The sequence below is a fragment of the Dolichospermum sp. UHCC 0259 genome (assembly GCF_009711935.1).
Classification (GTDB): Bacteria; Cyanobacteriota; Cyanobacteriia; order Cyanobacteriales; family Nostocaceae; genus Dolichospermum.
The window spans coordinates 1-26,173 of record NZ_VIKX01000275.1 but is presented as its reverse complement, the minus strand read 5'-3'; the positions used below and the strand labels follow the sequence as shown (position 1 = coordinate 26,173).

The following is a 26,173-nucleotide window of genomic DNA, read 5'->3' as shown; positions in this document are numbered from 1 at the left end:
CCTGTTCCTTTTTTTTGTAATCCACTGTAGGATATGTTACTATTTAGAGAAAACCTATTCATACAATTGCGGTTCAGAATATTTGTAAGCGAGTTGAATGAGTATTTGCTTCCATAAAAAAATACATGAGGTTGAATGACTGAATCTTTAAGAGGGAATTTCCCATTGACAAAGAACGCTTTGAGCAGACCTAAAACTGACACAGAAGCCACAAGCAAAAATTTAGCTTTAACCATTGCTGAGGCGGCTTTAGACCGCAAAGCTGTGGAAATTATCCTGCTTGATGTGGCAGAAATTTCTTACCTGTCCGATTACTTTGTGATGATGACTGGTTACTCTAAGGTACAAGTGAGAGCGATCGCTGACGCAATTGCTGGACAAGTGGAAATTGACTGGCAACGACGACCCCTCAGAACCGAAGGCAAAGCCGAGGGAACTTGGGTACTCCAAGATTATGGTGATGTTATCGTCCATATCATGATGCCAAGGGAACGGGAGTTTTATAATTTAGAAGCGTTCTGGGGACACGCGGAACGTATTCCCATACCAAACTCCGAAAATGTTGGGGGTTAACCAATATGATGCGATCCTCTCTAGAGAATTGCCCAGTTCCGACGGAACAACAACCGCTGAATGAGTACGAAGAGCTAAAAAATGCTTGGCTATTTCGAGATAGTACCCTAAGTTGGGGTAACTACACCAAAAAAATGTTTTGGATTTGGGCTTGGTCTTGGTTAATCGCCGGACCTGTGGCCGCAGCCAGTTTTCCACCCCAAAAGCAGATGTTTAATTTTCTGCTTTGTGGATCTGGTGCTGCTAGTGTAACTGTAGTGCTAGTATTGGTACGGTTATATTTAGGTTGGTTCTATGTACGCGATCGCCTTTACAGTCCCACCGTATTTTATGAAGAATCTGGTTGGTATGACGGACAAACCTGGACAAAACCTCCAGAAGTCATGAACCGCGATCGCCTAATTGTTACCTACGAAATCAAACCCATTTTCCAACGCTTGCAAATTACCTTTGCCGCCCTGGCTCTCATGTATCTTATTGGTACTATAGTTTGGTATTTCTTGTAATTAGTCATTAGTCATTAGTCATTAGTAAAACAACTAACAACCGACAACTGACAACTGACAACTGACCACTGACAACTGACCACTGACAATTCACAAAATAGATATAAACCCATGACAATGGGAAAACGAACTCAAGCCGCAGCACTGGAAGTCCGGTTACTGCGTGAAGGTATTATCGAATCTCGGCATATAGTCCAGGCTGTAGTTAGTGATGACCGGGGACGGGTACTTTCCGTTGCTGGTAACGCTGAAACCGCCGCATTTGTCCGTTCTGCCCTCAAACCATTTCAAGCCCTGGCTGTCACCAGCACAGGCACAATGGAACGTTATAGTTTGAGCGATCGAGACCTAGCAATCATCACCAGTTCCCACAAAGGCAGCATGGAACAGGTGAGACAGGTATTTAACATTCTGTGGCGGGCAGACATTGATATCAATTCCCTGCATTGCCCAATCCCTAAAGATAAGCGTAGTTCTCTAGAATATAACTGCTCTGGTAAACACGCAGGAATGTTAGCTGTTTGTCAGCAACGCCATTGGCCATTAACTAACTACTTGGATCGTAAACACCCAGTCCAACAGTTAATTATCACCAAAATAGCCGAATTGTTGCGAATGCCAGCGGAAGAATTTCTCACCGCCCATGATGACTGCGGCGCACCCACCTATCTCTTGCAACTCAGTCAAATGGCATCTTTATATGCTGTCTTATCTTCTAGTAATAGCGTAGACATGGAACGAATTGTCCGCGCCATGAACCATCACCCTACAATGGTAGCAGGTGAAGGAGAATTTGATACAGAATTGATGCGTCTAACTCCTGGTGAACTGGTTAGTAAATCTGGGGCAGAAGGAGTACAGTGTATAGGCAGACTTGGTGAAGGCATGGGATTAGCTATTAAAGTCATTGATGGCTCAAAACGCGCTAAATATGCCGTAGCTATTCACATCCTCCAACAAATGGGTTGGATTAGTCCCAGCGTTGCCCAAAGCCTGTCTGAAAAATTTATGAACCTGGGGAAATACAAGCGTTTGGAAGTAATTGGAGAATTATCGCTTTTGTAGTTGACAAACTTTTGACTTCGCGCTATATTAAAGGAGTCGAGAGAAACGCGACGAAGGCGACGCGGGATAGAGCAGCCTGGTAGCTCGTCGGGCTCATAACCCGAAGGTCAGTGGTTCAAATCCACTTCCCGCCACCAAATTAAAAAATGAATCCCTGTAATCTTCCAAGGTTGCGGGGCTTTATTTTATGAACGTAGGGGCGCAGGGCCTGCGCCCAGAATTTAGGTCTGCGCCCAGGAAATAGTCCAAATTCATCTCATACTTATTCACCACAGGAACGAGGGGATAAAAGTCCAAAATTGATGTGAAATTCTGCTAGATATGTTTCTAAAATCTGAAATTGGGAAATATTCAAGCTGTAATAAATCCAGCGTCCTTCTTGACGGGAATTTACTAAACTTGCTTCTTTGAGAGTTTTGAGATGAAAAGAAAGTTTTGACTGATTTATTTCTAACGCATCACATAAGTCACATACACATAGTTCACGCTGACGCAGAAGTTCTATAACACTGATTCTAATGGGATCTGATAGGGCATGAAAACCGGATACTATTAAATTGTGAGTGGTAATAGGAGAAGTTAGTGGTTTATTTAAGAGCATTAGGTATCTATCCTGATGATATTTGATTTTAGAGATAGGCGATCGCCTAGTAATATTAAGTTTAGTTAAGCCGATGAATTAACACTAATATTGGCTAACAGGAGATTTTCTAGAATCGTCATATCATCAATTTTTATAATGGAATCACTTATCAATTCTGGAACATCATCAAATCTATTAGCGAAAATCTTGAGAATATTATTTTAGCAGGTTTTTGTATAACCTTTTGCTTCTGTCATCACAATGCTGAATTGCCTTTTTACCAAACTATCGTCTAATCCATAAAATCTTTCATGCTGAGAAACCCAATTTCTTGAATAAATCAATAATCTTATGCTGATTACCCCCATAATTTGCTAAACTCCAAATTTAGAAAAGCAAACAAAAATCTGAGTATTGGGAATTGAGAGAGGTTCGCAAAGTGGTGGAAAGTGAAGACATAGAACAAATTCATCCCCAGGATTTTTCATGGCAGTTTTGGCCTGTTGTGCCAATTTATCCTTATGGTAAACGACGCACTCTTCGTAAAGAAGTTGTCAAAGATACCATCTGGACTTTTGATCAATTACAAGGAATTTTCTATGTAGTTGTGCCAATTCGCATGACTGTAGTTAAACTGGAAAGAGGCGGTTTGCTGGTTTATGCACCTGTCGCACCTACTGGAGAATGTGTTCGCTTACTGAATGAGTTGGTGACAAAATATGGTGAGATTAAGTATATTATTTTGCCTACGATATCAGGAATAGAACATAAGGTTTTTGTTGGCCCTTTTGCGCGACGCTTTCCCACTGCACAGGTTTTTGTTGCTCCCGGACAATGGAGTTTTCCCGTAAATTTGCCTTTGAGTTGGTTGGGTTTACCTGGTAAACGAACTCGCATACTGCCCGAAAATAGTCAGGAAGCTCCTTTTGCTGAGGATTTTGATTATGCAATCCTCGGACCGCTTGATTTGGGGTTGGGTAAGTTTGCAGAGGTGGCTTTTTTCCACAAGCGATCGCACACTCTCTTAATTACAGATACCATAGTTTCAGTACCAGCAGAGCCACCAGCAATTGTTCAACTTGACCCCTATCCCCTACTGTACCACGCCAAGGATAAAGCCTTTGATATCGTTGCCGATACCTCCGCAAATCGCCGTAAAGGATGGCAGCGAATCACATTATTTTCCTTGTATTTTAGTCCCAGTGTGTTAGAAGTACCCACATGGGGTGAAGTATGGCATGATGCCCAAACAGCCCCAGAACGTTCGCGCAAAGCCTATTTTGGGTTTTTCCCCTTCCAATGGCAAGAAAATTGGCAAGAATCATTTAATATTTTGCAAGGAAATGGGCGAATATTTGTTGCCCCAATTTTACAAAGTTTGATTTTAAATCGCGCACCACAGGAAACTATAAATTGGGCTAATAAAGTTGCTAGTTGGGATTTTCAAGGGATTATTCCCTGTCATTTTGATGCCCCAACTAAAGCGGAACCGCAGCAATTTCGTCAAGCATTTACGTTTTTGGAAAAATGTAGTTTATTTAGTAGTAATTATCCTTTACCGGAGGATGATTTTAAGTTATTGAGAAATATTGATTCAGGATTAAATAAGTTGGGTATTGTCCCACCTGCGAGAGATAAGCTGTAGAATTTAGGGTATTATTCAAGGTTTTAAATTCAACAGTTTTCCGCCAAAAATGCTCAATCAAAACCAAACCCCCCTCATAGATGCCTTAAAAGCCTGTACAACCCGTCCTCACGCACCCTTTTACACCCCAGGACATAAACGCGGTGCGGGCATTTCCCCAGTTTTAACAGATTTAATAGGTAAAGATGCCTTCCGTGCTGACTTAACAGAATTAGCAGAATTAGATAATTTATTCACACCTCAAAGCGTAATTCTTGCAGCCCAAGAACTCGCAGCGGAGGCTTTTGGGGCTGAAAAAACATGGTTTTTAGTAAATGGTTCTACCTGCGGAATTGAAGCTGCTATTCTCGCTACTTGTAGAACAGGAGATAAAATTATTCTGCCTAGAAATGTCCATTCTTCAGTTATTTCTGGGTTAATTCTTTCCGGTGCAATTCCTATTTTTATAAATCCTGCATACAACTCAGATTTAGATATTGCATATAGCATTACACCAGCAGCATTAAAAGCAGCATTAGCAAAACATCCAGATACAAAAGCAGTGCTGATAGTTTATCCTACTTATAATGGTGTTTGTGGAGATTTGCCAGCATTTGTAAACCTTACTCACCAATATAATATTCCTTTAATTGTAGACGAAGCACATGGCGCACATTTCCATTTTCACCCAGAATTACCCACGTCAGCTTTAAGCGCAGGTGCAGATTTAACTGTCCAATCAATTCATAAAACATTGGGGGCAATGACACAGGCATCAATGTTACATATTCAAGGTAAAAGAATTGATATTGATAGAGTTAATAAAGCTTTACAATTAGTTCAATCTACAAGTCCTAGTTTTATTCTTTTAGCTTCTCTAGATGCTGCACGTCAGCAAATGGCAATACAGGGAGAAAAGCTGATGTCTCAAACTTTGCAATTAGCGCAAGCAGCAAGAATAGAAATTAATCAAATTTCCGGTTTATCTACTCCTCTTGCTAAAAAAGAAAAATCACCAGGATTTATAGATTTAGATAAAACGAGATTAACAGTTAACGTTAGTAAATTAGGATTTACTGGCTTTGAATCCGAAGAAATATTAGATGAAAAATTTAATGTCACTCCAGAATTTTCATCTTGGCAAAATCTCACATTTATTATTAGCTTAGGAAATACCGATACAGATATTCAAAACTTAATTAAATCTTTAAATAATCTTACTCATATTAATCCATTAAAAATTCAAAATTTATGGTGTAAACCTAAAAAATATCATACAAGTAATATGATAGCTATTTCTCCCCGTGAGGCTTTTTTTGCTGATAGTGAAACTGTACTTTGTGAGAAAACTCAAAACCGGATTTGTGCGGAAATTATTTGCCCTTACCCTCCAGGAATTCCTGTATTAATGCCTGGAGAACTCATTACAAAATCAGCTTTAGAATATTTGCAAGAAATTCAAAATATGGGTGGTTTTATCACTGGTTGTGCAAATGAAAGTTTGCAAACTTTAAAAGTTGTGAAAACATAAATCATTGAGTATAATTATAATAATCATAAGAATATTCTAGTTATGAAATTACTCTAGCACTAAAAATTCGTGCTTATATATAGTTAGCACTTTATCATAAAATTAAATAATTCCCGTGTTAGAAGCGTGCGTACTGATAACAATACTGTGTGGTTTTTTTGGCATCATCCTCAAAAAAAACTTAGTGATGAAAATTGTCTCAATGGATGTGATGAGTACAGGTGTGATTGCCTTTTATGTACTAATTGCATCACAAAATGGCTTATTTACTCCCATTATTTCCGACGTGGAAAATATTGCTTATGCTGATCCTGTTCCCCAAGCAGTCATATTAACAGCGATAGTGATTGGGTTTTCGATACAGGCTTTGATGCTGGTTGGTGTAATGAAATTAGCACGGGATAATCCCACATTGGAAAGTAACGAGATTGAGAAAAATAATACACCATGAATACCATTACGCTGAGTTGGATTGCTACCCCATTTTTTCTAGGGTTCATGATTTTTCTAGTCCCCAAACTTAACCGGCATTTGACACTATGGGGGACTATTGCTTCCGCTGCTTATGGGTTACAGCTATTTCTCGAACCATCACCCATTACCCTAAATTTACTGGATAGTTTCGGTATCACTTTAATAGCCGATCAGTTAAGCAGTTACTTTATTATAACAAATGCCCTGGTAACGGCTGCTGTTGCCCTCTACTGCTGGCGTAGTGATAAAACGGCTTTTTTCTATGCCCAGATGATTATTGTGCATGGTAGCCTGAATGCTGCCTTTGTCTGTGCCGATTTCATTAGTCTATATGTGGCGTTAGAAGTAAGCGGTATTGCGGCTTTTTTATTGATTGCTTATTCTCGTAGCGATCGCTCAATTTGGGTAGGCTTACGGTATCTGTTTATTAGCAATACTGCCATGTTGTTTTATCTGGTTGGTGCAGTGCTGGTTTATCAGACACATCATTCCTTTAGTTTTGCCGGTTTAAAGGGATCACCACCAGAAGCACTAGCATTAATTTTTCTGGGATTATTAATCAAAGCGGGGATTTTTGTCTCCGGTTTATGGCTACCTTTAACTCATTCTGAATCAGAAACACCAGTTTCCGCATTGATGTCAGGAATTGTCGTTAAAGCCAGTGTTTTGCCTTTATTGCGTTGTGCATTTGTTTCCGAAGAAATTGATACCATAGTCAGAATTTTTGGTGTGGGAACAGCTTTAATGGGTGTATCCTATGCTGTCTTTGAAAAAGATACCAAGCGCCTGTTAGCATTTAGCACTATTTCCCAGTTAGGCTGGATTCTCGCTGCACCGGCTGTAGGTGGATTGTATGCCCTCACTCATGGATTAGTCAAATCGTCTTTATTTTTGATTGCTGGTTCTTTACCCAGTCGCAACTTTAAAGAACTGCAAAATAAACCCATTCATACAACAATTTGGATAGCCTTAGCGATCGCTAGTTTATCAATTTCCGGTTTACCTTTGTTATCAGGTTTTGAGGCAAAAGTATTAACGACTAAAAATTTAGAATCTTGGCAATTTATCCTGATGAATATTGCCGCAGTTGGTACAGTAATCTCCTTTGCTAAATTCATTTTTCTCCCCCATACAACAGCAGAAGAACAGAAAATCAAACCAGGTTTTTGGATATCAGTAATATTTTTGATTGCTGGATTATTTGTGGCAAATGTTATCTATCTTCCAGCTTATGAAATCACCAATATTACAAAAGCACTTTTAACTATCGCTGCGGGGTGGTTAGGATATCATTTAATTTTCAAAAAGTTATCAATATCTCTGCCTCGTGTATTTGAGGAATTTGAGCATTTAGTTGGTGTTATGAGTCTAACTTTAATCTTACTGTTTTGGATGGCTTTACCATGATTGGACATCTCATATTAAGACTAACAATTTGGTTATTACTCACTGCTAATATGAGTTTAACAAATATTATCATTGGCGTAATTATCGCTCTTCTTTTACCACGTGGTAAGTCCTCACCAGAAAAATTAAAATCTTGGTTAAAGGTAATAATTAAAATCTTTGTTGCTATTCCGGTAGCTTTTATGGAGGCATTTGAAATTATCTTCCGCCCCCATAAACAAGAAGAAATTATCATGGAAAAAGTCAAACTCAACAGATCACCGTTATTGGTTTTCATTGATATATTTCTGATTACCTTTACCCCCAAAACTATAGTTTTGAAATACCACGAAGAAGGATGGTATGAAGTTCACCATATTAAACCCAGGAAAAAACAAGCATGAACTTAGAAATAGTCTTAATAGCAATGATTTTGGCTTTACTAATTCCCATCTATGAAGCCTGGAAAACAGATGATACTTGGCAGTTGATGTTAGCATTTGGCAGCATTTCTAGTAAAGTGGCTATCATGATTCTCGTAGTTTCCGTTTTGCGCGATGATTGGATGATTGGTGTAGTTGCAGCGATTATTTTAACAGTAGGAAATGCCGGATTAATGTTATTAGCACATATCCTCAGAAGATTAGGTGAAGTATGATCAACTTTCTTAGTTATACCTGCATAGGTATTGGTATATTTTTCTGGTTTTGGGGAACTTCTCATTTAGTCAGCAACAGATCAGTATTATTCAAATTACATGGACTTTCTGTTGCGGATACTTTAGGTTCAATGATGATTATTGTCGGACTATTACTGAAAATACCCAATGAATGGCCATTACTTGTTCTTGGCATTATTTCCTTAGCAATTTGGAATACTATGCTGGGTTATGTATTAGCACACTGTTCAACAGAAGAGGCAAACGATGAATGATACTTATCTCTATTTAATTATTGCTTTATTACCCTTAACTGCGGGGATGTTAGTAACTCAAACTAACCCCTATCATGCCTTAATACTTCGTGGGGTACTCGGTGCAGTTGCAGCAATGGTAGATGCAGTTTTAGGTGCAGCAGATGTGGCTTTAACAGAAGCATTAATGGGAACGATGTTATCAATTACTTTGTATGCGATTGCAGTTCGTTCATCCTTAGTATTACGTCTTGGTGTCATGGAACATCAGTCAATAGAAAAAAATCAGGATAGCAATTTTCAACAACTGATAAACGACTTCCGCAGCATTTTTAACAAACATTATATGCGCCTAGAACTCGTACCTTACACCACTACAGAAACTTTACAACAGGCATTAATAGAAAAGGAAATTCATGCTACCTGTACGCCATTAGCAGAAGTTGTAGAAACAGAAGAAACATATCAAACTGTGATTAGAGTGCAACGCATTTACAACATCGTAGAAAGTGAACTTTCATCACCAAAAACCACTTTAAAATATTTCAATGTTATGGATTCAGGGAAGCAAACTTTATGAAATTAGTTTACATTTTAGCCGGAATAGCTTTATTTGTGAAAATGCTGATCATGCCTAATTCCGAACCAAATTCACTAGATATTTCTATTGTGGAAACAGTGGTGAAAGAAAGTGGAGTTCCCAATGCAGTCTCAGGAATTATTTTCAGAAATCGGCTATATGATACAATTTTTGAAGTTATTGTTTTTACTATTGCCATTCTCGGAGCTAATTTTTTATTAGCTAATGAAAAACCATCTTGTAGCATCTATCAATTTAAAGATCAACCATCAATAATATTAGCTCGTTTAGGGGCGACAATTGCGGCATTAGTGGGCATTGAATTAGCAATTAGAGGACATTTGAGTCCGGGAGGTGGTTTTGCTGCTGGAGTCGCTGGAGGAACAGCAATCGGACTAATAGCAATTACCTCATCATACCAATGGATGCAGGATATTTACCAACATTGGCACGCTGCTATTTGGGAAAAGATTTCGGTATTGGTTTTCATTGTTTTAGCAGTGATAACTTTGTCGGGATTTGAGTTACCACATGGGGAATTAGGGGCGTTATTTAGTGGTGGAATTCTTCCGATATTAAATATCCTAGTTGCTGTTAAAGTAGCATTAGGTTCTTGGGCGGTGGTTTTGATTTTTATTCGTTATCGAGGTTTGTTATGAAAAATGGGAGTTTGAGGAATTAGCGATCGCACTTAGCTTGTGTTAACCTATTATCAGCAAAAATGAGAAAAAATAGGTTTTCCAGCAATGCAGATCAAAACTTTGGTTTTCGCAGCTTCACTTTCCTTACTCACGACTATAAATTTACCAGCTTTTGCTCAAACTCCAAATAGTCCTACCGTACCCACTAACAAAATTGAAGATCCAGAAAAAATCAATAACATCAAAAAGTTATTAGATATAACTGGTTCAAAAAATCTTTCCCGAAAAATAATTACTCAATTAATAAATAGTTTCAAATCTGAATATCCCCAAGTACCTGCAAAATTTTGGGATGCTTTTATAGATGAAATCAAACCAGAAGAAATGGTAGATGAATACATTCCTATTTACAGCAAATATTTCACCAATGAAGAAATAAAAGGCATTATCACATTTTATGAAACACCATTAGGGAAGAAAACATTATCTGTAATTCCCCAAATCTCCCAAGAATCTACAACAATTGGTATCAAATATGGGAGACAAGCAGCCGAAAGAGTCTTAGAAAAATTGAAATCAGAAGGATATATGAGTCCTAATAAATGAAACTTCATTACCTTTGCTATTTTTTGTAGGTTAGGTTGTAATAGGATGAAACTTAATACATTTCTTGGGTTGCGCTATCGCTTAACCCAACCTACAAATCAATACTAAAGTGCAATAATAGCTGGTACTTCTTCCTCAATTTCATAACCTTGAGCTAATCTTTCTATTGCACCATCAATCAAATCTAAACCTTGTTGCACAGTTTCCATTAAACTTAATTTACCCCGTAAATCAGCCGCACCCATAAAGCCTTTAGCATACCAAGTCATGTGTTTACGAGCTTGACGTACCCCCCTATCTCCTTTGTATTCCCATAAAGCAAAAAGATGTTCTCTGGCACATTCTAAACGTTGAATTGGGTTAGGTGGTGGTAATAATTCTCCAGTTTTTAAGAAATGATCAACCTCACCAACTAAAAACGGATAACCTAAAGTTCCGCGAGAACACATTACTCCATCTGCACCAGTTTGTTCTAAACATTTGACCGCAGCTTCCACAGAAAAAATATCCCCATTCCCAATTACAGGAATTGATAAAATATCCTTGACTTTTTTGATCCATTCCCACCGCGCATTACCATTATAACCTTGAGCGCGAGTGCGTCCATGCACAGTAATCATTTTTGCTCCCGCGTCCTCCATTCTTTTCGCAAAATCAAGAATAGTAATTTCCTGATCATTCCAACCAATGCGGGTTTTTACAGTTACAGGCACATCTACCGCTTTGACAACTTCCCGCACAATTGCTTCCGCGATTTCTGGTTGACGTAATAAGGAAGAACCACCACCATTTTTAGTAATTTTATTCACAGGACAACCCATATTAATATCAACAGTATCCGCACCTTCAGCAACCGCTTTTATGGCTGCTTCTGCTAAAAAATCGGGACGACAATCAAATAATTGAATACTAATTGGACGTTCGTTAGGATCTACTTCCATAATTATTGGTAATTGCTGAACATAATGTAAGCCTGTCGCATTTACCATTTCTGTATACAGCATAGATTCTGGGGCATAACGACGCACTAAACGCCGAAATACCATATCTGTCACTCCCGATAGAGGAGACTGTAAAACCCGGCTTTTAACCTCAAATGAGCCAATTTTTAGGGGTGTCGAAAGTCTAGCTTGCAGTTCAGGAGAAAGGGAAATCATGGTGATAAATAAATATAATGGTTAATTGGGGAATCGAAGACTAACCAAGGGTAGTTAATTGCAGTGTGGGTTTTTAAACCAGTAAATCCTAATGGACATAAATAAGATGACTATAAAAAATACTGAACATAAAGACCGTCTTCTTGTCTCTTACATCTTGTGTGGGGCTGGTTTTTTGGGAATAGGTGGTTTACATCGCTTATATAATGGTAAAACGGCTACTGGTTTATTATGGTTCTTTACCTGTGGGTTCTTTTACTTGGGACAAATCTATGATTTATTAATCATACCTAATATGGTGGACGAATATGAGCAGAAATTACTACTAAAAGCAGGTTTATCACCTTTAGGCGTACCCATGAATGAACGGATATTTATTTCCCAAGTTCACAAACCAGCGGAGAAACCAATGATTGTTAAACTAATAGAAGCCGCAGAAGCTAAGGGTGGTAGTTTAACTGTAACTCAAGGTGTTAAGGCTACAGGAATGAGTTTTGCAGAAGTCGAAGCTACACTCCAAGAAATGCTGAAATCAAATCATATCAGAATTGGTAATGACCCCATTTCTGGAGTCGTAACTTATTATTTTGATGAATTGTAATAATCAAAAATAGCATCTTTATTAATTACCTCAGTCACACTAAAAATCTGTTGTAGGGTGCGGTTCGGCAAGCTCACCAACCACGTCAGATATCAATAATCTGTTTATTGGCAGGATTTATGCAGTCTGACGCACTCTACCAATGTGCCAGTTGCGTAAGTCCTGTAGGATTGCAATAACTCATTTAGATTATGAATGAGTTACTTTGTTTTTTGTGACTTTGTGTCAGATAAATTCATATCACATAAGTCAAGCAACTTACAAATATCACAACTAGGAGAACGGGCTTTACAGACAGCCCGACCATGATAAATTAATCTAATTGACCAATTTTCCCAATCTGGTTGGGGTAATAACTTCATTAAATCCTTTTCAATTCCCACAGGTTCGGTATTTTTTGTCAATCCCAACCGCTGACTTAAACGCTTTACGTGAGTATCTACAGTTACTCCAGCATTAATACCATAAGCATGAGCTAAAACCACATTTGCAGTTTTTCGGGCTACCCCTGGAAGCTTTAATAAGTCTTCCATTTTGTTGGGAACAACAGAGTTAAAATCCTCAACAATCATTCGACAAGCGCCTTGAATATTCTTGGCTTTATTGCGATAAAAACCCGTCGAACGTACCAATTCTTCTAACTCTGTTAAATCTGCATTTGCTAAACTTTCCGCGTCAGGAAATTTGCTAAATAATCCTGGCGTGACTTTGTTTACCCTTTCATCTGTACATTGAGCGGAAAGAATAGTTGCTACTAATAATTGTACAGGAGTAGCATAATCTAGGGAGCAAGTTGCATCTGGATAAAGATGCTGGATACGGGAAAGAATTTCTAAAGCCCGTTGTTTTTTGGTTAATGATTTGCGAGTCACATCAGCAATTTTAAATTTAGGATTATTATTTTGGTGTAGTAGAGGTAAAACAAGAGCTTCATAGGTGTCAACTTAGGCTACAGATAGCTTATTTGTTTGGCTTCCACACCCGTCAGGGAATAAATTCCCTGTCTTATAGCTCAAGTCCGTTAAAACGGACTAATAAATTTTCCTAATGTTTAGTCATCAAAAGACAACTTTTTCTATTAGACTGGGAATTCATTCCCAGGTGGGCTATGGGTTTTACGTTAAGTTGACACCAATTAGCTTTTGCTAAACCCCTACAATTCCTATTGAGAATAACTGGAGTTACAATTTTTGAAACAATTTTTGTACCCATTCTAGCTGGGATGTTAATTGGGTTGTTTCTTTGACAATTAGGAAAATACCTAATCCTAAAAGTAACACTAAGCCAGTTTGCATCACACTTTCTTGAATTTTGTTAGGTAAAGGCTTACCAAATAATCCTTCAATCAGTAAAAATGCTAATTGTCCACCATCTAAAGCGGGAAGAGGCAAAATATTAATAATTGCCAGGTTAATACTAATAATTGCCGCAAAAGAAAATAAGTTTGTGCTATCACTAGCTGCTAATTGTGCGCCAATTTGGACGATTTTCACGGGTCCAGAAACTTGTCCTACCGTTTGCCCAAAATTAGTAATTAACTGCCCAAAACCTTGAAATGTTCCCACAACTAACTGCTGGAAGCGATTAGCAGCAACTTTGATAATCTCGACAATATTTTCAGGACGACGATAAACTGCTTTACCATTAGGACCTAATTCAATTCCTACCACACCTTTACCATCAGCACCTTGTTTAGGTGTTAGTTTCAGGTTGGTTTGTTGGGTTTCGTGTTGAATTTTGAGGTCAATTTCTTGATTAGGGTGGGTTTGGATTTCCTTGGTTAATAATGTGGTTGCATCTTTACCTAGTGGAATTTCTTGACCATTCACAGCGATAATAATGTCTCCTTCCCGAATCCCTGCTTGGTAAGCGACGGATTGTTCGTTTACAGGTTTGACAATTACACCTGGTTGATACTGAAATTCTTGAGGTATACCAACGATGCCCAGTTGCAAAGCCAACATTAAATACGCAAAGATTAAATTGGCGATGACACCGGCACTAATAACTATCGCACGGTCTAAAACTGGGCGGTTACGCAGCAAATTCGGGTCATTGGGGGGAATTTCGCTATCTGGATCATCGTCGGGAAAGCCGACAAAGCCACCCAAGGGAAAGGCACGGATAGTGTATTCTGTTTCTGATCCTTGGTACTTTAAAAGAATCGGACCAAAACCCAGGGAGAAGCGGTTTGCATAAATGCCTTGAGAACGGGCGGCTATGAAATGTCCCAACTCATGTACTAAGATCAAAATAGCCAAGACTGCGATCGCTGCTAAAACTGACATAGAGCAAATTAATCAAAATATTCGGATATATATTTTTATTGTAGTTTGGGAATGGACAGACAGACCCCATTTCCTGTATTGGTTTTGTCTCAGTTGGGCTATTCTTACCCAACCAATGCACTTGCGTTACTTTTTTGATATAATCATGGGCTGCAAATATGATATAGTGTGATCCACTTGAATGGAGTATAAAAATTAGGTCAAAAGCCATATATCACGGTACTCTTACGGTTAAACATAGCTAACTCACTCTACAATTTTATAGGCGGGTAAATTATGATTCAAGCTTTACCTCAAACTAAATTAGTCAGCTTTGAAGAGTTTACAGAGTGGTATCCAAATACAGGAGTCCGCTATGAATTACATGATGGAGTAATTTTAGAAATGACACCACCCGGAGGAGATCATGAAGAAATTGTAGGATTTTTAGCTACACAAATTACATTAGAGTTTAGTCGGCTAAAACTTCCTTATTTCATCCCCAAAACAGCTTTAATCAAATCAGCAAATAGCAAATCAGCATACTTACCAGACATAATACTGTTAAATCGGTCTAATCTCGTCAATGAACCTTTGTGGAAAAAACAGTCTACTATTAGTGAATCAGCCTCTGTTCCTCTTGTTGTGGAAATTGTCAGTACAAATTGGCGTGATGATTACCACAAAAAACTGGCTGATTATGAACAAATGGGGATTGTTGAATATTGGATTGTTGATTATGCTGCTTTAGGTGGTAGAGCATTTATTGGCAATCCCAAACAACCAACTATTTCTATTTATCACCTAATAGATGAAGAATATCAAGTTAGTCAGTTTAGAGATAATGACCTGATAATATCACCAAGTTGGCCAGAGTTAAATTTAACTGCTAATCAAATTTTTAAAGCCGGTGTTTAGGTCAATAACTCAGCCCTAAAGGGACTGAGCTTGTAAGAAATCAAGACTTACGTGTTTGACTAGCTCATTGAGACGTAATTTGGTACGAACTTCCAGATACTTCCCTAGTCTGGATTATCTTCAAGCTATCTTGTAATAGCGTTGGTTAAAGCCAAGACATCTTGATTGCGTTGAGCGAAGGGACATTAAACTTTACTCGAAGGATTATCTCTTTATGCGAGTACCCGTAATTTCAGTAGACAATACGCCATTAATGCCAACTAAACCAAGTCGAGCAAGACGATGGATCAAAGATGGTAAAGCAATCGGCAAATTCGACAAACTTGGCATTTTCTATGTCCAGTTATTAGCCGAACCAAGTAATACCGAAACGCAAGAAATAGTTATTGGTTTAGATCCTGGTAAACTTTTTTCAGGTATAGCGGTTCAATCCAAAAAGTTCACCTTGCAGATGCTACATTTAGTTTTGCCATTCAAAACAGTCAAAGACCGGATGGAGCAACGATCAATGATGCGACTTAATAGGCGCGGAAGGCGAATCAATAGGAAACTGTCTTTCAATGTCCGTAATCATCGCCAAGCAAGACTTGATAATCGTCGTGGCTCAAAATTGCCTCCAAGTATTAGGGCAAACAAAGATTTAGAATATAGAGTAATTAGTTTACTCCTCCAACTTTATCCAATTAAAACTATTGTTATTGAAGAGGTTGAAGCACGCGGTAATAAAGGCTTTAGTCCCGTTATGGTTGGTCAAAGATACCAAATTAGCCGACTATCAAAACTTACAAATGTCGTTTTGAAGAAGGGCTGGGAAACATCAAACCTTCGTAAGCATCTGGGATTGCATAAAGAAAAATCCGATAAATCTTTGCAAATACCAGAAACGCACGCTGTTGATGCAGTAACGTTAGCTTGCTCTGAATTTGTTAAATACCAGACATGGGAAGGAGCTAAAAATCATGGTGCATCTTGGGTAGGAGGCGTAGATGTCACTGAATCCCAATTCACTATTGTGCGTCGCCCACCAATTAGTCGCAGACAATTACATTTAATGAATTTTAGCCAAGGTGGTGATCGTCGGAAATATGGCGGATCTACAACCCGTCATGGATTTAGAAAAGGTGACTTTGTAAAAGCAAGCCAGGGCAATAAAACATTCCTTGGTTGGGTTAGTGGAGACACTGAAAAACAAGTCTCTGTTAGTGATGCTAATTGGAAAAGATTAGGACAATGCACTGTTAAAAAAGTTAAATTAATTCGACGATCAACAGGTCTAATTGTCACAGCGGTTAAAACCGCCCGTGTCGCTTCCCTCTCAGCACTAAAGTGACTGAGTTTCCCACTCACCGCGAGGTCTTATGACAATTACAAAAAAGCAATTACCGAATTTTTGGAAATTTCCTAAAAATCCTACCCTCTCCCAGCGATTAATGCAGATTGGGTTAGGTATGACTCTATTTTTCATCTTTTTAGCCTTTTTTGCCCCTGTTTTCCAAAGTTGGGGGTGGTTGCAAAACCCGAAGGAATTTCTTTCTAACCCTATTCATGAAGCACCTTCGGCTAAACATTGGTTTGGCACAAGTCGTTTAGGTTATGATGTCTTCTCTCGCAGTGTGTTTGGTGTGCAAGCGGCGTTGCAAGTTGTAACTTTAGCAACATCTTTGAGTATGATCATTGGTGTGCCGTTGGGAATGGTTAGCGGTTATTTGGGAGGGAAATTAGATAAAGCTCTATTGTTCCTTATGGATAGCATTTATACACTGCCAGGATTGTTACTGTCAGTAACATTGGCTTTTGTCGTGGGCAGGGGTATCTTAAATGCTGCGATCGCCATTAGTATAGCCTACATTCCCCAATATTATCGCGTTGTCCGTAACCACACCGTTAGCGTCAAAACTGAAGTGTACATCGAAGCTGCACAAGCAATGGGCGCTTCTACCTGGGTTGTTTTATCACGATATCTATTTTTCAATGTTATTCAAAGCGTCCCTGTCCTCTTTACCCTCAACGCCGCAGATGCCATATTAGTTTTAGGTGGTTTAGGATTTTTAGGGTTAGGATTACCCGAAGAAGTACCGGAATGGGGATATGATTTAAAACAGGCTTTAGAAGCTCTACCTACAGGCATTTGGTGGACTACCTTATTTCCTGGTTTAGCAATGACAACTTTAGTGGTAGGGTTATCACTACTTGGTGAGGGGTTGAATGAATTTGTCAATCCTCGTCTGAGAAGAGAAAATAGTCGTTAGTCATTGGCCATTGGTCATTGGCAAAAAATAACAACTGACAACTAACAATTGACAACCAACAACTGACAATCTGAGAGAGTTTTGTGAACGATAATATTACTTTAATTGCGGCTGCTACCGGTGGATTAATGCTTTCTGTAGCTTTATCTGGTATTTTGAAAGGTACGCCAATCACAAATTGGCAACAGGCACATAATAATTCACAGCCGATTGTGAACGTGCAAATGATCAGCCAAAATAAATCAACGGTTAATTAACAGTTAATTCCTAGTCCATAGTTGTCATCGTTCCTGCACAAGCGGCACTAGTAGGAGTTAAATTAGGGGTGGTAATGGGATTAGTATCTTGAGGTCCTGCTGTTTGACAAGCAATAGCCAAAGTCTGTCCAGCCGAGAGAACGGTGACACCACCATTAAAACCTTTAAGAGCAGATGTATCGTTAGCTGTTGCTGTAATAGTAGCAAAACTTGTGTTTCCTGCGATCGCATAACTATAGTTATTGGTTGAGGCAGGAATGCCAATTTGCAAAGTGTCAATATCCCCAGCAAATGATGTATTCTCCATTCGGTAAGCTTGCTGCGCTCTGTTTACTGCACCAATGTAGGTTTTTGCTTCAGATTGTTGGGCTTTTGCGGCTTGGTTGAGGAATGAAGGTAGAGCAATGGCAGAAAGAATACCAATGAGGATGAATACAATTAACAATTCAATTATAGTAAAACCTTCATGATCTTTGTTTTTATGCAAAACGTATTGAATTAATTTGGCTTGCAGTTCACTTTTCATAGTAATTTTCCCTGGGGTATTGTTTTTACTGTATGTAAATAAGTTACCCAAATTTAATCAATTTCATATAGCAATTCTCTCTAATTCCTGAAAATGGCAAAATATGGCTTATGTCACCGTCACCCGGCACTGTTAAAAATTATGGTTCATTTCCTATACATAGTAAGCTTCCTGAGATTTTTTTATCTAAAGTTTGCATATTAGGTACTGAAGAACCACTTTTATTAATATTAATTTGTTTACTTTCTGGTATTTGTAATAAATTTAAAGTTTCTTTTTGAAATGGTAAAATATCCAACATTCGATGAAAATAAATATTGTTTGTTAAACCAGCTAATACAACTACATTCCCTTCTATGAAATGAATTGGAGGGAGAAGTTCAATGCCCAGACGCAGAGGCGCAAAGAGTAAGAGTGTGAGAAAGGGAATTTTTGATTTTCATACCGCCATTATCCAACGCTAAAAAATGATATATTAACTCTTTATATAGTTTTTATAAAATAAATTAACATTGTGCAGCAAGTAATTGGGATTGATTTAGGGGGAACTGCGATTAAGTTGGGGCGATTTACAGCGGATGGTAATTGTTTGCAATCTTTATCTGTGGATACTCCCCAACCTGCGACACCAGAAGCGGTATTATCTACAATAGTAGATGCGATCGCTCAAATTGACCCCAATAATGAAAGTATCGCTATTGGTTTGGGTACTCCGGGTCCTGCTGATGCTACGGGACGCATTGCCAAAGTTGCCATTAATCTTATAGGATGGCATGATGTCCCCTTAGCGGATTGGTTAGAAGCCAAAACGGGTAAACCGACAATTTTGGCAAATGACGCTAACTGTGCCGGTTTAGGAGAAGCTTGGTTAGGTGCAGGTCGAAATTTCCCCAATTTGATTTTACTAACTTTGGGAACTGGCGTTGGTGGGGCAATTATTTTTGATGGTAAATTATTTGTCGGACATCAAGGTGCAGCAGCAGAATTAGGTTTAATTACCTTAAATCCCGATGGACCGATGTGCAATAGTGGCAATCAAGGTTCATTAGAACAACATACTTCCATATCGGCTATCCGTCGTCGCACAGGCAAAGAACCAGCAGAATTAGGCGCACTTGCCCAAGCTGGAGATTCAGAAGCCTTGACTTTTTGGCAAGAATATGGTAGAGATTTGGGAATCGGTTTAACCAGTTTATTATATGTGTTGACACCCCAAGCCATTATTATTGGTGGTGGTGTAAGTGCAAGTTTTGATTTTTTCTTACCTTCACTAAAAGCAGAAATCGAAAAACGAGTTTTACCAACATCTCGCGCAGGTTTGCAAATTCTCCCAGCAGAATTAGGAAATGCAGCCGGAATGGTAGGCGCTGCTAAATTAGCATTGGGAATAGGTAATTGGTAATTGGTAATTGGGAAAACCTTCTTCCTCTTAGTATTTCCTCTAGTATTGAATTTTAACTCAGTATGCCACAAAATTCCCTCGGAACTGACTACACATTTTTGCTGATTTTAAGGTAATTTAACCCATAATTATAGCAATTGCGTGTTTTAGTTTCCAGCCTTCCGAGGGGTTTAAGTATAGATAAACAACTGACAACTGACAACTAACAACTGACAATCAAGAAACTTGTACAGGCTTAGGTGTAGCAGTTGCGGAATGGGATTGAGAAATGGCAGCGGTCATAAATCCTTTGAATAAAGGATGAGGTGCGTTAGGGCGAGATTGAAATTCGGGGTGAAATTGACAAGCGATAAAGAAGGGATGTTTGGGATACTCGACAATTTCCACTAATCTACCATCTGGAGACGTGCCACTTACCAAATAACCAGAATCTAACAACTGACTACGGTAGACATTGTTGAACTCGTAACGGTGACGGTGGCGTTCATAAATGACTTCTTCTTGATAAAGTTGGAAAGCTAGGGTATTGGGAAGTACCCGACAAGGATATAACCCTAAGCGCATTGTTCCGCCTAAGTCTACTACATCCTGCTGTTCTGGCAAGAGGTTAATAACTGGATTGTCCGTATATGGGTCAAACTCGGCGCTATTGGCATTAGATAAGCCTTCGACATTTCTCGCCCATTCAATCACGGAACACTGCATTCCTAAGCATAAACCTAAAAAGGGAATTTGGCGATCGCGGGCGTATTTAATCGCCGCAATTTTCCCGTCTATGCCCCGACTACCAAAACCGCCAGGAACAATGATACCATCAACGCCAGAGAGGTATTTTTCTGCTGATTCATTTTCCAAAACTTCGGAGTTTATCCACCTTAACCGCAAATCGCCATGAGTAGCAATAGCCGCATGACGTAAAGATTCAACAACGGAAAGATAGGCATCACCTAACCGTACATACTTACCAACAATAGCAATTTCGACAGTATATTTGGGATTATACATCCGTTCTACCATTGTTTCCCATTGCGTCATATTGGGTTGACGTTGTTGCATTTGCAGTAAATCCAGGACTTGTTCTGCTAATCCTTCCCTTTCTAAAATTACAGGGACTTCATAGATACTGCGGGCATCTGGACTGGTAATAACACATTCTACTGGGACATCACAAAACTCTGATAACTTTTGTTTCAAGCCAAGAGGGATGGGGCGATCGCTCCGACATACTAGAATATCCGGTTGAATACCAATGGATCTCAATTCTTTCACAGAATGCTGAGTAGGCTTGGTTTTCATTTCTCCCGCTGCCGCAATCCAAGGCAACAAAGTAACGTGCATATATAACACATTACGCTTTCCTACTTCCTTTCGCAGTTGGCGAATTGCTTCTAAAAATGGCAGTGATTCAATATCACCCACAGTCCCACCAATTTCCGTAATTACGGCGGAAGGATTAGTTTCTTTAGCAACTCTGAGGATTCTGTCTTTAATCTCATTGGTAATGTGGGGAATTACCTGAACAGTGCCACCATTGTAGTCGCCTCGGCGTTCCTTATTAATAACTGACTGATAAATCAAGCCAGTAGTAACACTGTTTAACCGAGACATAGAAGTATCAGTAAAGCGCTCGTAATGACCCAAATCCAAATCTGTTTCTGCACCGTCTTGGGTGACAAAAACTTCCCCATGTTGAAAAGGACTCATTGTGCCTGGATCAACGTTAATATAAGGATCGAGTTTGAGAATCGAAACCGAATAATCCCGCGATTTAAGCAAACGTCCCAGACTTGCTGCTACAATGCCCTTACCAATACTGGAAACAACGCCCCCAGTTACAAAGATAAACTTAGTCATAGTATTTTCAATTTCTAGCAACTCTTAATAGATTTTGTTCCCGAAGGAGAATTTGTGTAGACAATCTTGGAGGCTTGTATGCAGGATGAATTTTACCCGATTGAATTCTCTTGTTTGAGGCCAATGTATTGCCACTTTTGCATTCATATTTGATTCCATCTTGGCTATTGTGCCACAGTCTCTATCCTGAAATCTTCTGTGTTTGTCCATGAAAAAACTCTTAGGGTTAGTATTATTTAATTTTTTATTCACCTCCTCAGTTGCATTAGCACAAGAACCACTTTTAGTAGTTTTTCCCCCGACAAACTACCAAACCAGCACAGAAAAAATATTTTTTATCGGTACAGCCCCCCCCGATGGTCAGGTTTTAATTAATGGTAAACTGATTAACCGTAGCAAAGCTGGGCATTTTTCCCCTAGTTTTCCTTTGCAGTTAGGAGAAAATATATTTAAAGTCCGTTACCAAAATCAAGAACGAGAGATTAAGATCATGAGGGTGTCTACTCAACCTGAGTTACCCCCAGGTTTAGGCTTTGCGAAGGATTCTTTGACTCCTGCTGCTGATATTGCCAGATTACCAGGAGAATTAATTTGTTTTAGTGCAGTTGCACCACCTCAAGCTACTGTCTGGGTGAATCTGGTAAATCAAAATATTGCCCTTTTACCCCAACCGTCACTTGCACAACTACCTCCCAATTCCAGTGTTTTGACGGGGTTAAATCAACCTAATCCATCTAGTCTTAGCAAATACCAAGGTTGTACAACAGTCGCAAATGCTGCTGATTTGGGAAAACCCCAATTTAATTTACAACTTAATAATCAAACAATAACTCAAACTGGTTTAGGCAAAATCGAAATTCTGTCGCCGACACAGTTACGAGTTGCGGAAATTGCATCAAAATCAGGCGTTACTCGTACCGGTCCTAGTACCGATTATTCACGACTGACACCATTGCCAAAAGGGACTATGGCAAGTGTTACGGGGAAAGAAGGTGAATGGTTGCGCTTAGACTATGGGGCTTGGATTAATAGCAAGGAAACCACAATTATATCAGGTGCGGTTGCACCACAGACGGTAATTCGGAGTGTTGGCTATCGGCAATTAGCTGAAGCTACAGAGATTCGTTTCCCCTTACAAATTCCTGTGCCGGTGAGTGTGGAACAGGGAAATAATTCCTTTATGCTCACCCTTTACAATACCATTACTCAAACAGACACAATTCGCCTAGATGATAACCCTCTTATTTCTCACCTAAATTGGCAACAGGTAAGCCCCAAACAGGTAAAATATACTTTTAACCTCAAAAACCTCCAACAGTGGGGCTATAAGCTAAGGTATGACAATACGACTTTGGTTTTAACTTTACGTCATCCACCAAAGCTTAAAAATAGCAAACTTTTACCTTTATCTGGCATCAAAATTGTACTCGATCCAGGGCATGGTGGTAAAGAATCTGGTTCGAGTAGACCGACGGGATATTTAGCAAAAGATGTAAATTTGCTAGTTTCTAAATTACTGCGGGATGAGTTGGCCAAGCGTGGTGCAACAGTGGTAATGACAAGGGATGATGATCAGGATGTTTCTTTGGTGCAACGTCAGGAGATAATTAATCAAGAAGAACCAGCGATCGCTCTTTCTCTCCATTACAACTTTTTACCTGATAATAGTAATACTGCCAATACTAGGGGTTTAGTCAGTTTTTGGTATCATCCTCAAGCACATAGCCCCACAGTATTTTTACATAATTACCTAGTTAATAAACTCCCTCAACCCTCTTTTGGTGTATTTTGGAATAACTTAGCCCTGACTCGTCCTAGTGCTGCACCTTCGGTATTATTAGAATTTCGGTTTATGAAAAATGCTAATGAGTTTGAGGATATAGTCAACCCTCAACAACAGCAAAAAATCGCCAATATATTGGCCGATGGAGTGACTGAATGGTTTAAAATGGTGAAATAAGGAGTCAGGAGGAATAAGCCCTAAATTAGGATATGAATATAAGTTGCTAGTTATAAACTGTCAGAATCAGGTGGTTATCGAGCGAAGTCGAGATAATGTCCAGGATTTAAGGATATACAGGATGATAACTGAAATTTTATCACCAATTACCAATTACCAATTACCAATCACCAATCACCAATTACCAATCACCAGATTTATTAATCTTTTTATTCTTTTTTGGTTATTTTTACCGTGAAAAAACTTTTAGGATTAGCAGTATTTAGCTTTATTTGTACTCCGTCTATTGCTGTGGCACAGTCATCACTTTTAGTGGTTTATCCCCCAGCAAACCACAAAACCAGTACAGAAAAAATATTTTTTATCGGTACAGCACCCGCAACTGGACAAGTCTTGATTAATGGTAAATCTATTAAACGTAGTAAGGCTGGACATTTTGCTCCTAGTTTTCCCTTGCAATTCGGGGAGAATGTGTTTAAGATCCGTTATCAAAACCAAGAACGCGAGATTAAAGTCAACAGGATTTCTACTCAATCAGAATTACCACAAGGTTTAGGCTTTGCTAAGGATTCTCTGACACCTGCGGCTGATATTACTAGATTACCAGGAGAACTGATTTGTTTTGGCGCAGTTGCACCTCCCCAAGCTAATGTCTCCGTCAAACTAGCTAATCAAACTGTTAATCTTTTATCGCAGCCTTTAAAAGCTGAATTACCTGCTAATTCCAGCATTTTAACCGGGCGCAATCAGGCTAAAATTTATAATATTACCAAATACCAAGGTTGTACAACAATTACCGATACAGGGGATTTAGGACAACCTCAATTTAGTTTGACATTGAATGGTCAGACAACGACTGAAACGGGTAAAGGCAAAATTCAAATTCTTGCACCTGTACAGTTACCAGTTGTCGAGGTAATAGCCGCATCAGGTGTCGCCCGCACGGGTCCAAGTACAGATCATTCTCGACTGACACCTTTGCCTCAAGGAACAAGAGCAACAGCTACAGGTAAAGAGGGTGATTGGTTACGCTTAGACTATGGGGCTTGGATTAATAGTAAAGAAACCAAAATTCTCCCTGGTGCAGTTCCTCCACAAACAGTAATTCGCAGTGTCGGATATCGTCAACTAGCTAGAGAAACAGAAATCCGTTTTCCCTTGCAAATGGCTGTACCGGTGAGTGTCGAACAGGGAAATAATTCCTTTACCCTGACTCTCTACAATACCACTGCTCAAACAGATACTATTCGCCTGGATGATGACCCTCTAATTTCTCGCCTAGATTGGCAACAGGTGACTCCACAACAAGTTAAATACACCTTTAACCTCAAAAAGTCCCAACAATGGGGTTATAAGCTGAAATACGACAATACAACTCTAGTGTTGACTTTGCGTCATGCACCAAATATTGACAGTAGAAAACGCCTACCCCTATCTGGTATCAAAATCTTACTTGATCCAGGACATGGCGGTAAAGAATCCGGTGCAACTGGTCCAACTGGGTATCCCGAAAAAGATGTAAACTTGGTAGTTTCTAAATTACTGCGAGATGAATTGGTGAAGCGCGGTGCTAAAGTAGTGATGACCAGAGAAGATGATCGTGATGTTTCATTAGTCGAACGTCAGGAAATGATTAATAAAGAAGAACCTGCGATCGCTCTTTCAATCCATTATAATGCTTTACCAGATAATGGTGATGCCGAAAATACCAAAGGATTTGGAACGTTTTGGTATCATCCCCAATCGCACAACGTCGCCATATTTTTACAAAATTACGTAGTCAAAAAACTCGGTAAACCTTCCTATGGTGTCTTCTGGAATAATTTAGCCCTAACTCGTCCTCATATTGCACCTTCAGTATTATTAGAATTGGGTTTTATGAGTAATCCCGATGAATTTGAAGAGATAGTTAATCCCCAACAACAGAAGAAAATGGCTAATACTTTGGCTGACGGAGTGACAGAATGGTTTAAAACTGTGAAAGAATAAGAATCAGATCCCCGACTTCTTAGAGAAGTCGAGGATCTAAACATAACTAACTATCAAAATGTCGCCGAAAACGATTGTCAATGTTATTAGTTTTTTGCTGATTACAAGTTAAACAGAGTGTTTGTAAGTTACTAATATCGTTTTTTCCCTCACGAGATAAGGGGATAATATGATCAATGGTGAGTTGAGTTTCTTGGGAGATTTTACCGCAGCTTTGACATTGATATTTATCTCTTTGGAAAACGTAGGTTCTCACTTCTGGGGGTATGGGAATTCGTGGGGTTTTATTCATATTGATGCACAAAATTCTTGAAAATCTTCGTTAACTTTTTCGGCGTAATTACGTGCATATTCTAAAATAGAATTATGCCATTGAGAAGATTGACTAAAATCAATTAATTCATCAGCAATTACAGAACCTTGTCTTCCACTACTGCGTAATTGATCCCAAGCTGTTGTAGTTTTTCACTCTCCCCCCACTTTCGAGAGTTTATAGGGTAGGTAGAAGTAGG

Annotated in this window: 29 protein-coding genes and 1 tRNA gene; 22 read left to right on the top strand and 8 right to left on the bottom strand. The window is 39.0% G+C overall.

The window, feature by feature from the left end:
- The first annotated feature begins 135 nt into the window (after positions 1 to 135).
- From rsfS to FJR05_RS23400, 4 genes are all read left to right on the top strand, one after another.
- A complete protein-coding gene (gene rsfS / locus FJR05_RS23415; RefSeq protein WP_168646335.1) occupies positions 136 to 573 on the top strand; it encodes a ribosome silencing factor in 438 nt (145 codons plus the stop codon).
- A gap of 5 nt (positions 574 to 578) precedes the next feature.
- Positions 579 to 1,079 carry a CGLD27 family protein gene (locus FJR05_RS23410; protein ID WP_168646334.1) on the top strand — a complete coding sequence of 167 codons (501 nt, stop codon included), beginning with the start codon at positions 579 to 581 and terminating at the stop codon, positions 1,077 to 1,079.
- Between the two features lie 111 nt (positions 1,080 to 1,190).
- Positions 1,191 to 2,144 (top strand): asparaginase, encoded by a 954-nt coding sequence (locus FJR05_RS23405; protein WP_168646333.1) that lies wholly within the window; start codon positions 1,191 to 1,193, stop codon positions 2,142 to 2,144.
- Between the two features lie 60 nt (positions 2,145 to 2,204).
- Positions 2,205 to 2,281 (top strand) — tRNA-Met (locus tag FJR05_RS23400).
- Positions 2,282 to 2,406: 125 nt separating this feature from the next.
- Here the strand turns inward: FJR05_RS23400 and FJR05_RS23395 are convergent.
- A complete protein-coding gene (locus FJR05_RS23395) occupies positions 2,407 to 2,745 on the bottom strand; it encodes a metalloregulator ArsR/SmtB family transcription factor (protein WP_168646332.1) in 339 nt (112 codons plus the stop codon).
- 421 nt (positions 2,746 to 3,166) lie between these two features.
- Between FJR05_RS23395 and FJR05_RS23390 the strand changes: the two genes are divergently transcribed.
- The 10 genes from FJR05_RS23390 to FJR05_RS23345 all read left to right on the top strand — a co-directional run bounded on the left by FJR05_RS23390 (position 3,167) and on the right by FJR05_RS23345 (position 10,481).
- Positions 3,167 to 4,372, top strand: a complete 1,206-nt coding sequence (locus FJR05_RS23390) for a DUF4336 domain-containing protein (RefSeq protein WP_168646331.1) — start codon at positions 3,167 to 3,169, stop codon at positions 4,370 to 4,372.
- A gap of 49 nt (positions 4,373 to 4,421) precedes the next feature.
- The gene (locus tag FJR05_RS23385; RefSeq protein ID WP_168646330.1) at positions 4,422 to 5,882 is read left to right on the top strand and encodes an aminotransferase class I/II-fold pyridoxal phosphate-dependent enzyme; all 1,461 of its coding nucleotides are present in this window, start codon (positions 4,422 to 4,424) and stop codon (positions 5,880 to 5,882) included.
- 115 nt (positions 5,883 to 5,997) lie between these two features.
- Positions 5,998 to 6,333, top strand: a complete 336-nt coding sequence (locus FJR05_RS23380; protein WP_168646329.1) for a cation:proton antiporter subunit C — start codon at positions 5,998 to 6,000, stop codon at positions 6,331 to 6,333.
- Positions 6,330 to 7,763 (top strand): cation:proton antiporter, encoded by a 1,434-nt coding sequence (locus FJR05_RS23375; protein WP_168646328.1) that lies wholly within the window; start codon positions 6,330 to 6,332, stop codon positions 7,761 to 7,763. The genes FJR05_RS23380 and FJR05_RS23375 overlap by 4 nt, the downstream gene beginning before the upstream one ends.
- Complete coding sequence (locus FJR05_RS23370) at positions 7,760 to 8,146, top strand: Na+/H+ antiporter subunit E (protein WP_168646327.1); 387 nt, start codon at positions 7,760 to 7,762, stop codon at positions 8,144 to 8,146. The genes FJR05_RS23375 and FJR05_RS23370 overlap by 4 nt, the downstream gene beginning before the upstream one ends.
- Positions 8,143 to 8,400: a hypothetical protein gene (locus FJR05_RS23365; RefSeq protein WP_096671064.1), complete on the top strand. Its 258-nt coding sequence runs from the start codon at positions 8,143 to 8,145 to the stop codon at positions 8,398 to 8,400. The genes FJR05_RS23370 and FJR05_RS23365 overlap by 4 nt, the downstream gene beginning before the upstream one ends.
- Complete coding sequence (locus FJR05_RS23360) at positions 8,397 to 8,675, top strand: monovalent cation/H(+) antiporter subunit G (protein ID WP_168646326.1); 279 nt, start codon at positions 8,397 to 8,399, stop codon at positions 8,673 to 8,675. The genes FJR05_RS23365 and FJR05_RS23360 overlap by 4 nt, the downstream gene beginning before the upstream one ends.
- Positions 8,668 to 9,234 carry a DUF4040 domain-containing protein gene (locus FJR05_RS23355; RefSeq protein WP_168646325.1) on the top strand — a complete coding sequence of 189 codons (567 nt, stop codon included), beginning with the start codon at positions 8,668 to 8,670 and terminating at the stop codon, positions 9,232 to 9,234. Before FJR05_RS23360 ends, FJR05_RS23355 begins: the two co-directional genes overlap by 8 nt.
- Positions 9,231 to 9,893, top strand: a complete 663-nt coding sequence (locus FJR05_RS23350; protein ID WP_168646324.1) for a Na(+)/H(+) antiporter subunit B — start codon at positions 9,231 to 9,233, stop codon at positions 9,891 to 9,893. The genes FJR05_RS23355 and FJR05_RS23350 overlap by 4 nt, the downstream gene beginning before the upstream one ends.
- 87 nt (positions 9,894 to 9,980) lie before the next feature.
- A complete protein-coding gene (locus tag FJR05_RS23345) occupies positions 9,981 to 10,481 on the top strand; it encodes a DUF2059 domain-containing protein (RefSeq protein ID WP_168646323.1) in 501 nt (166 codons plus the stop codon).
- A 104-nt stretch (positions 10,482 to 10,585) separates the two neighbouring features.
- Here the strand turns inward: FJR05_RS23345 and dusB are convergent, their stop codons facing one another.
- Positions 10,586 to 11,638 (bottom strand): tRNA dihydrouridine synthase DusB, encoded by a 1,053-nt coding sequence (gene dusB / locus FJR05_RS23340; RefSeq protein WP_168646322.1) that lies wholly within the window; start codon positions 11,636 to 11,638, stop codon positions 10,586 to 10,588.
- Positions 11,639 to 11,744: 106 nt separating this feature from the next.
- Here dusB and FJR05_RS23335 point away from each other — a divergent pair, with 106 nt between their 5' ends.
- Positions 11,745 to 12,239, top strand: a complete 495-nt coding sequence (locus tag FJR05_RS23335; protein ID WP_168646321.1) for a TM2 domain-containing protein — start codon at positions 11,745 to 11,747, stop codon at positions 12,237 to 12,239.
- A 200-nt stretch (positions 12,240 to 12,439) separates the two neighbouring features.
- Here the strand turns inward: FJR05_RS23335 and nth are convergent, their stop codons facing one another.
- The gene (gene nth / locus FJR05_RS23330) at positions 12,440 to 13,111 is read right to left on the bottom strand and encodes an endonuclease III (protein WP_371416936.1); all 672 of its coding nucleotides are present in this window, start codon (positions 13,109 to 13,111) and stop codon (positions 12,440 to 12,442) included.
- Between the two features lie 309 nt (positions 13,112 to 13,420).
- The gene (gene rseP / locus FJR05_RS23325; RefSeq protein WP_168646320.1) at positions 13,421 to 14,527 is read right to left on the bottom strand and encodes an RIP metalloprotease RseP; all 1,107 of its coding nucleotides are present in this window, start codon (positions 14,525 to 14,527) and stop codon (positions 13,421 to 13,423) included.
- 276 nt (positions 14,528 to 14,803) lie between these two features.
- Between rseP and FJR05_RS23320 the strand changes: the two genes are divergently transcribed.
- The 4 genes from FJR05_RS23320 (at position 14,804) to FJR05_RS23305 (ending at position 17,930) form a co-directional block, all read left to right on the top strand.
- Complete coding sequence (locus FJR05_RS23320; RefSeq protein WP_168646319.1) at positions 14,804 to 15,424, top strand: Uma2 family endonuclease; 621 nt, start codon at positions 14,804 to 14,806, stop codon at positions 15,422 to 15,424.
- A gap of 214 nt (positions 15,425 to 15,638) precedes the next feature.
- A complete protein-coding gene (locus FJR05_RS23315) occupies positions 15,639 to 16,754 on the top strand; it encodes an RRXRR domain-containing protein (RefSeq protein ID WP_168646318.1) in 1,116 nt (371 codons plus the stop codon).
- Positions 16,755 to 16,782: 28 nt separating this feature from the next.
- A complete protein-coding gene (locus FJR05_RS23310; protein WP_168646317.1) occupies positions 16,783 to 17,673 on the top strand; it encodes an ABC transporter permease in 891 nt (296 codons plus the stop codon).
- A gap of 83 nt (positions 17,674 to 17,756) precedes the next feature.
- Positions 17,757 to 17,930, top strand: a complete 174-nt coding sequence (locus tag FJR05_RS23305; RefSeq protein ID WP_168646316.1) for a hypothetical protein — start codon at positions 17,757 to 17,759, stop codon at positions 17,928 to 17,930.
- Between the two features lie 10 nt (positions 17,931 to 17,940).
- Here FJR05_RS23305 and FJR05_RS23300 read toward each other — a convergent pair whose 3' ends face one another.
- Together FJR05_RS23300 and FJR05_RS23295 are read right to left on the bottom strand one after the other, a co-directional pair.
- Positions 17,941 to 18,456: a type IV pilin-like G/H family protein gene (locus FJR05_RS23300; RefSeq protein ID WP_168646315.1), complete on the bottom strand. Its 516-nt coding sequence runs from the start codon at positions 18,454 to 18,456 to the stop codon at positions 17,941 to 17,943.
- 139 nt (positions 18,457 to 18,595) lie between these two features.
- Positions 18,596 to 18,757, bottom strand: coding sequence for a hypothetical protein (locus FJR05_RS23295; protein WP_168646314.1), 162 nt, complete (start codon positions 18,755 to 18,757; stop codon positions 18,596 to 18,598).
- Between the two features lie 213 nt (positions 18,758 to 18,970).
- On the opposite strand from FJR05_RS23295, the gene FJR05_RS23290 reads away from it, so the two are divergent.
- Positions 18,971 to 19,858: an ROK family protein gene (locus tag FJR05_RS23290; RefSeq protein ID WP_168646313.1), complete on the top strand. Its 888-nt coding sequence runs from the start codon at positions 18,971 to 18,973 to the stop codon at positions 19,856 to 19,858.
- Between the two features lie 216 nt (positions 19,859 to 20,074).
- Here the strand turns inward: FJR05_RS23290 and FJR05_RS23285 are convergent, their stop codons facing one another.
- Positions 20,075 to 21,712 (bottom strand): CTP synthase, encoded by a 1,638-nt coding sequence (locus FJR05_RS23285; RefSeq protein ID WP_168646312.1) that lies wholly within the window; start codon positions 21,710 to 21,712, stop codon positions 20,075 to 20,077.
- Between the two features lie 208 nt (positions 21,713 to 21,920).
- Here FJR05_RS23285 and FJR05_RS23280 point away from each other — a divergent pair, with 208 nt between their 5' ends.
- Together FJR05_RS23280 and FJR05_RS23275 are read left to right on the top strand one after the other, a co-directional pair.
- Positions 21,921 to 23,672 (top strand): N-acetylmuramoyl-L-alanine amidase, encoded by a 1,752-nt coding sequence (locus FJR05_RS23280; RefSeq protein ID WP_168646311.1) that lies wholly within the window; start codon positions 21,921 to 21,923, stop codon positions 23,670 to 23,672.
- A gap of 234 nt (positions 23,673 to 23,906) precedes the next feature.
- Entirely contained in the window at positions 23,907 to 25,661 is a 1,755-nt protein-coding gene (locus FJR05_RS23275) for an N-acetylmuramoyl-L-alanine amidase (protein ID WP_168646310.1), read from the top strand.
- A 46-nt stretch (positions 25,662 to 25,707) separates the two neighbouring features.
- Here the strand turns inward: FJR05_RS23275 and FJR05_RS23270 are convergent, their stop codons facing one another.
- Positions 25,708 to 25,953 (bottom strand): HNH endonuclease, encoded by a 246-nt coding sequence (locus FJR05_RS23270; protein WP_168646309.1) that lies wholly within the window; start codon positions 25,951 to 25,953, stop codon positions 25,708 to 25,710.
- Positions 25,954 to 26,173 lie beyond the last annotated feature (220 nt).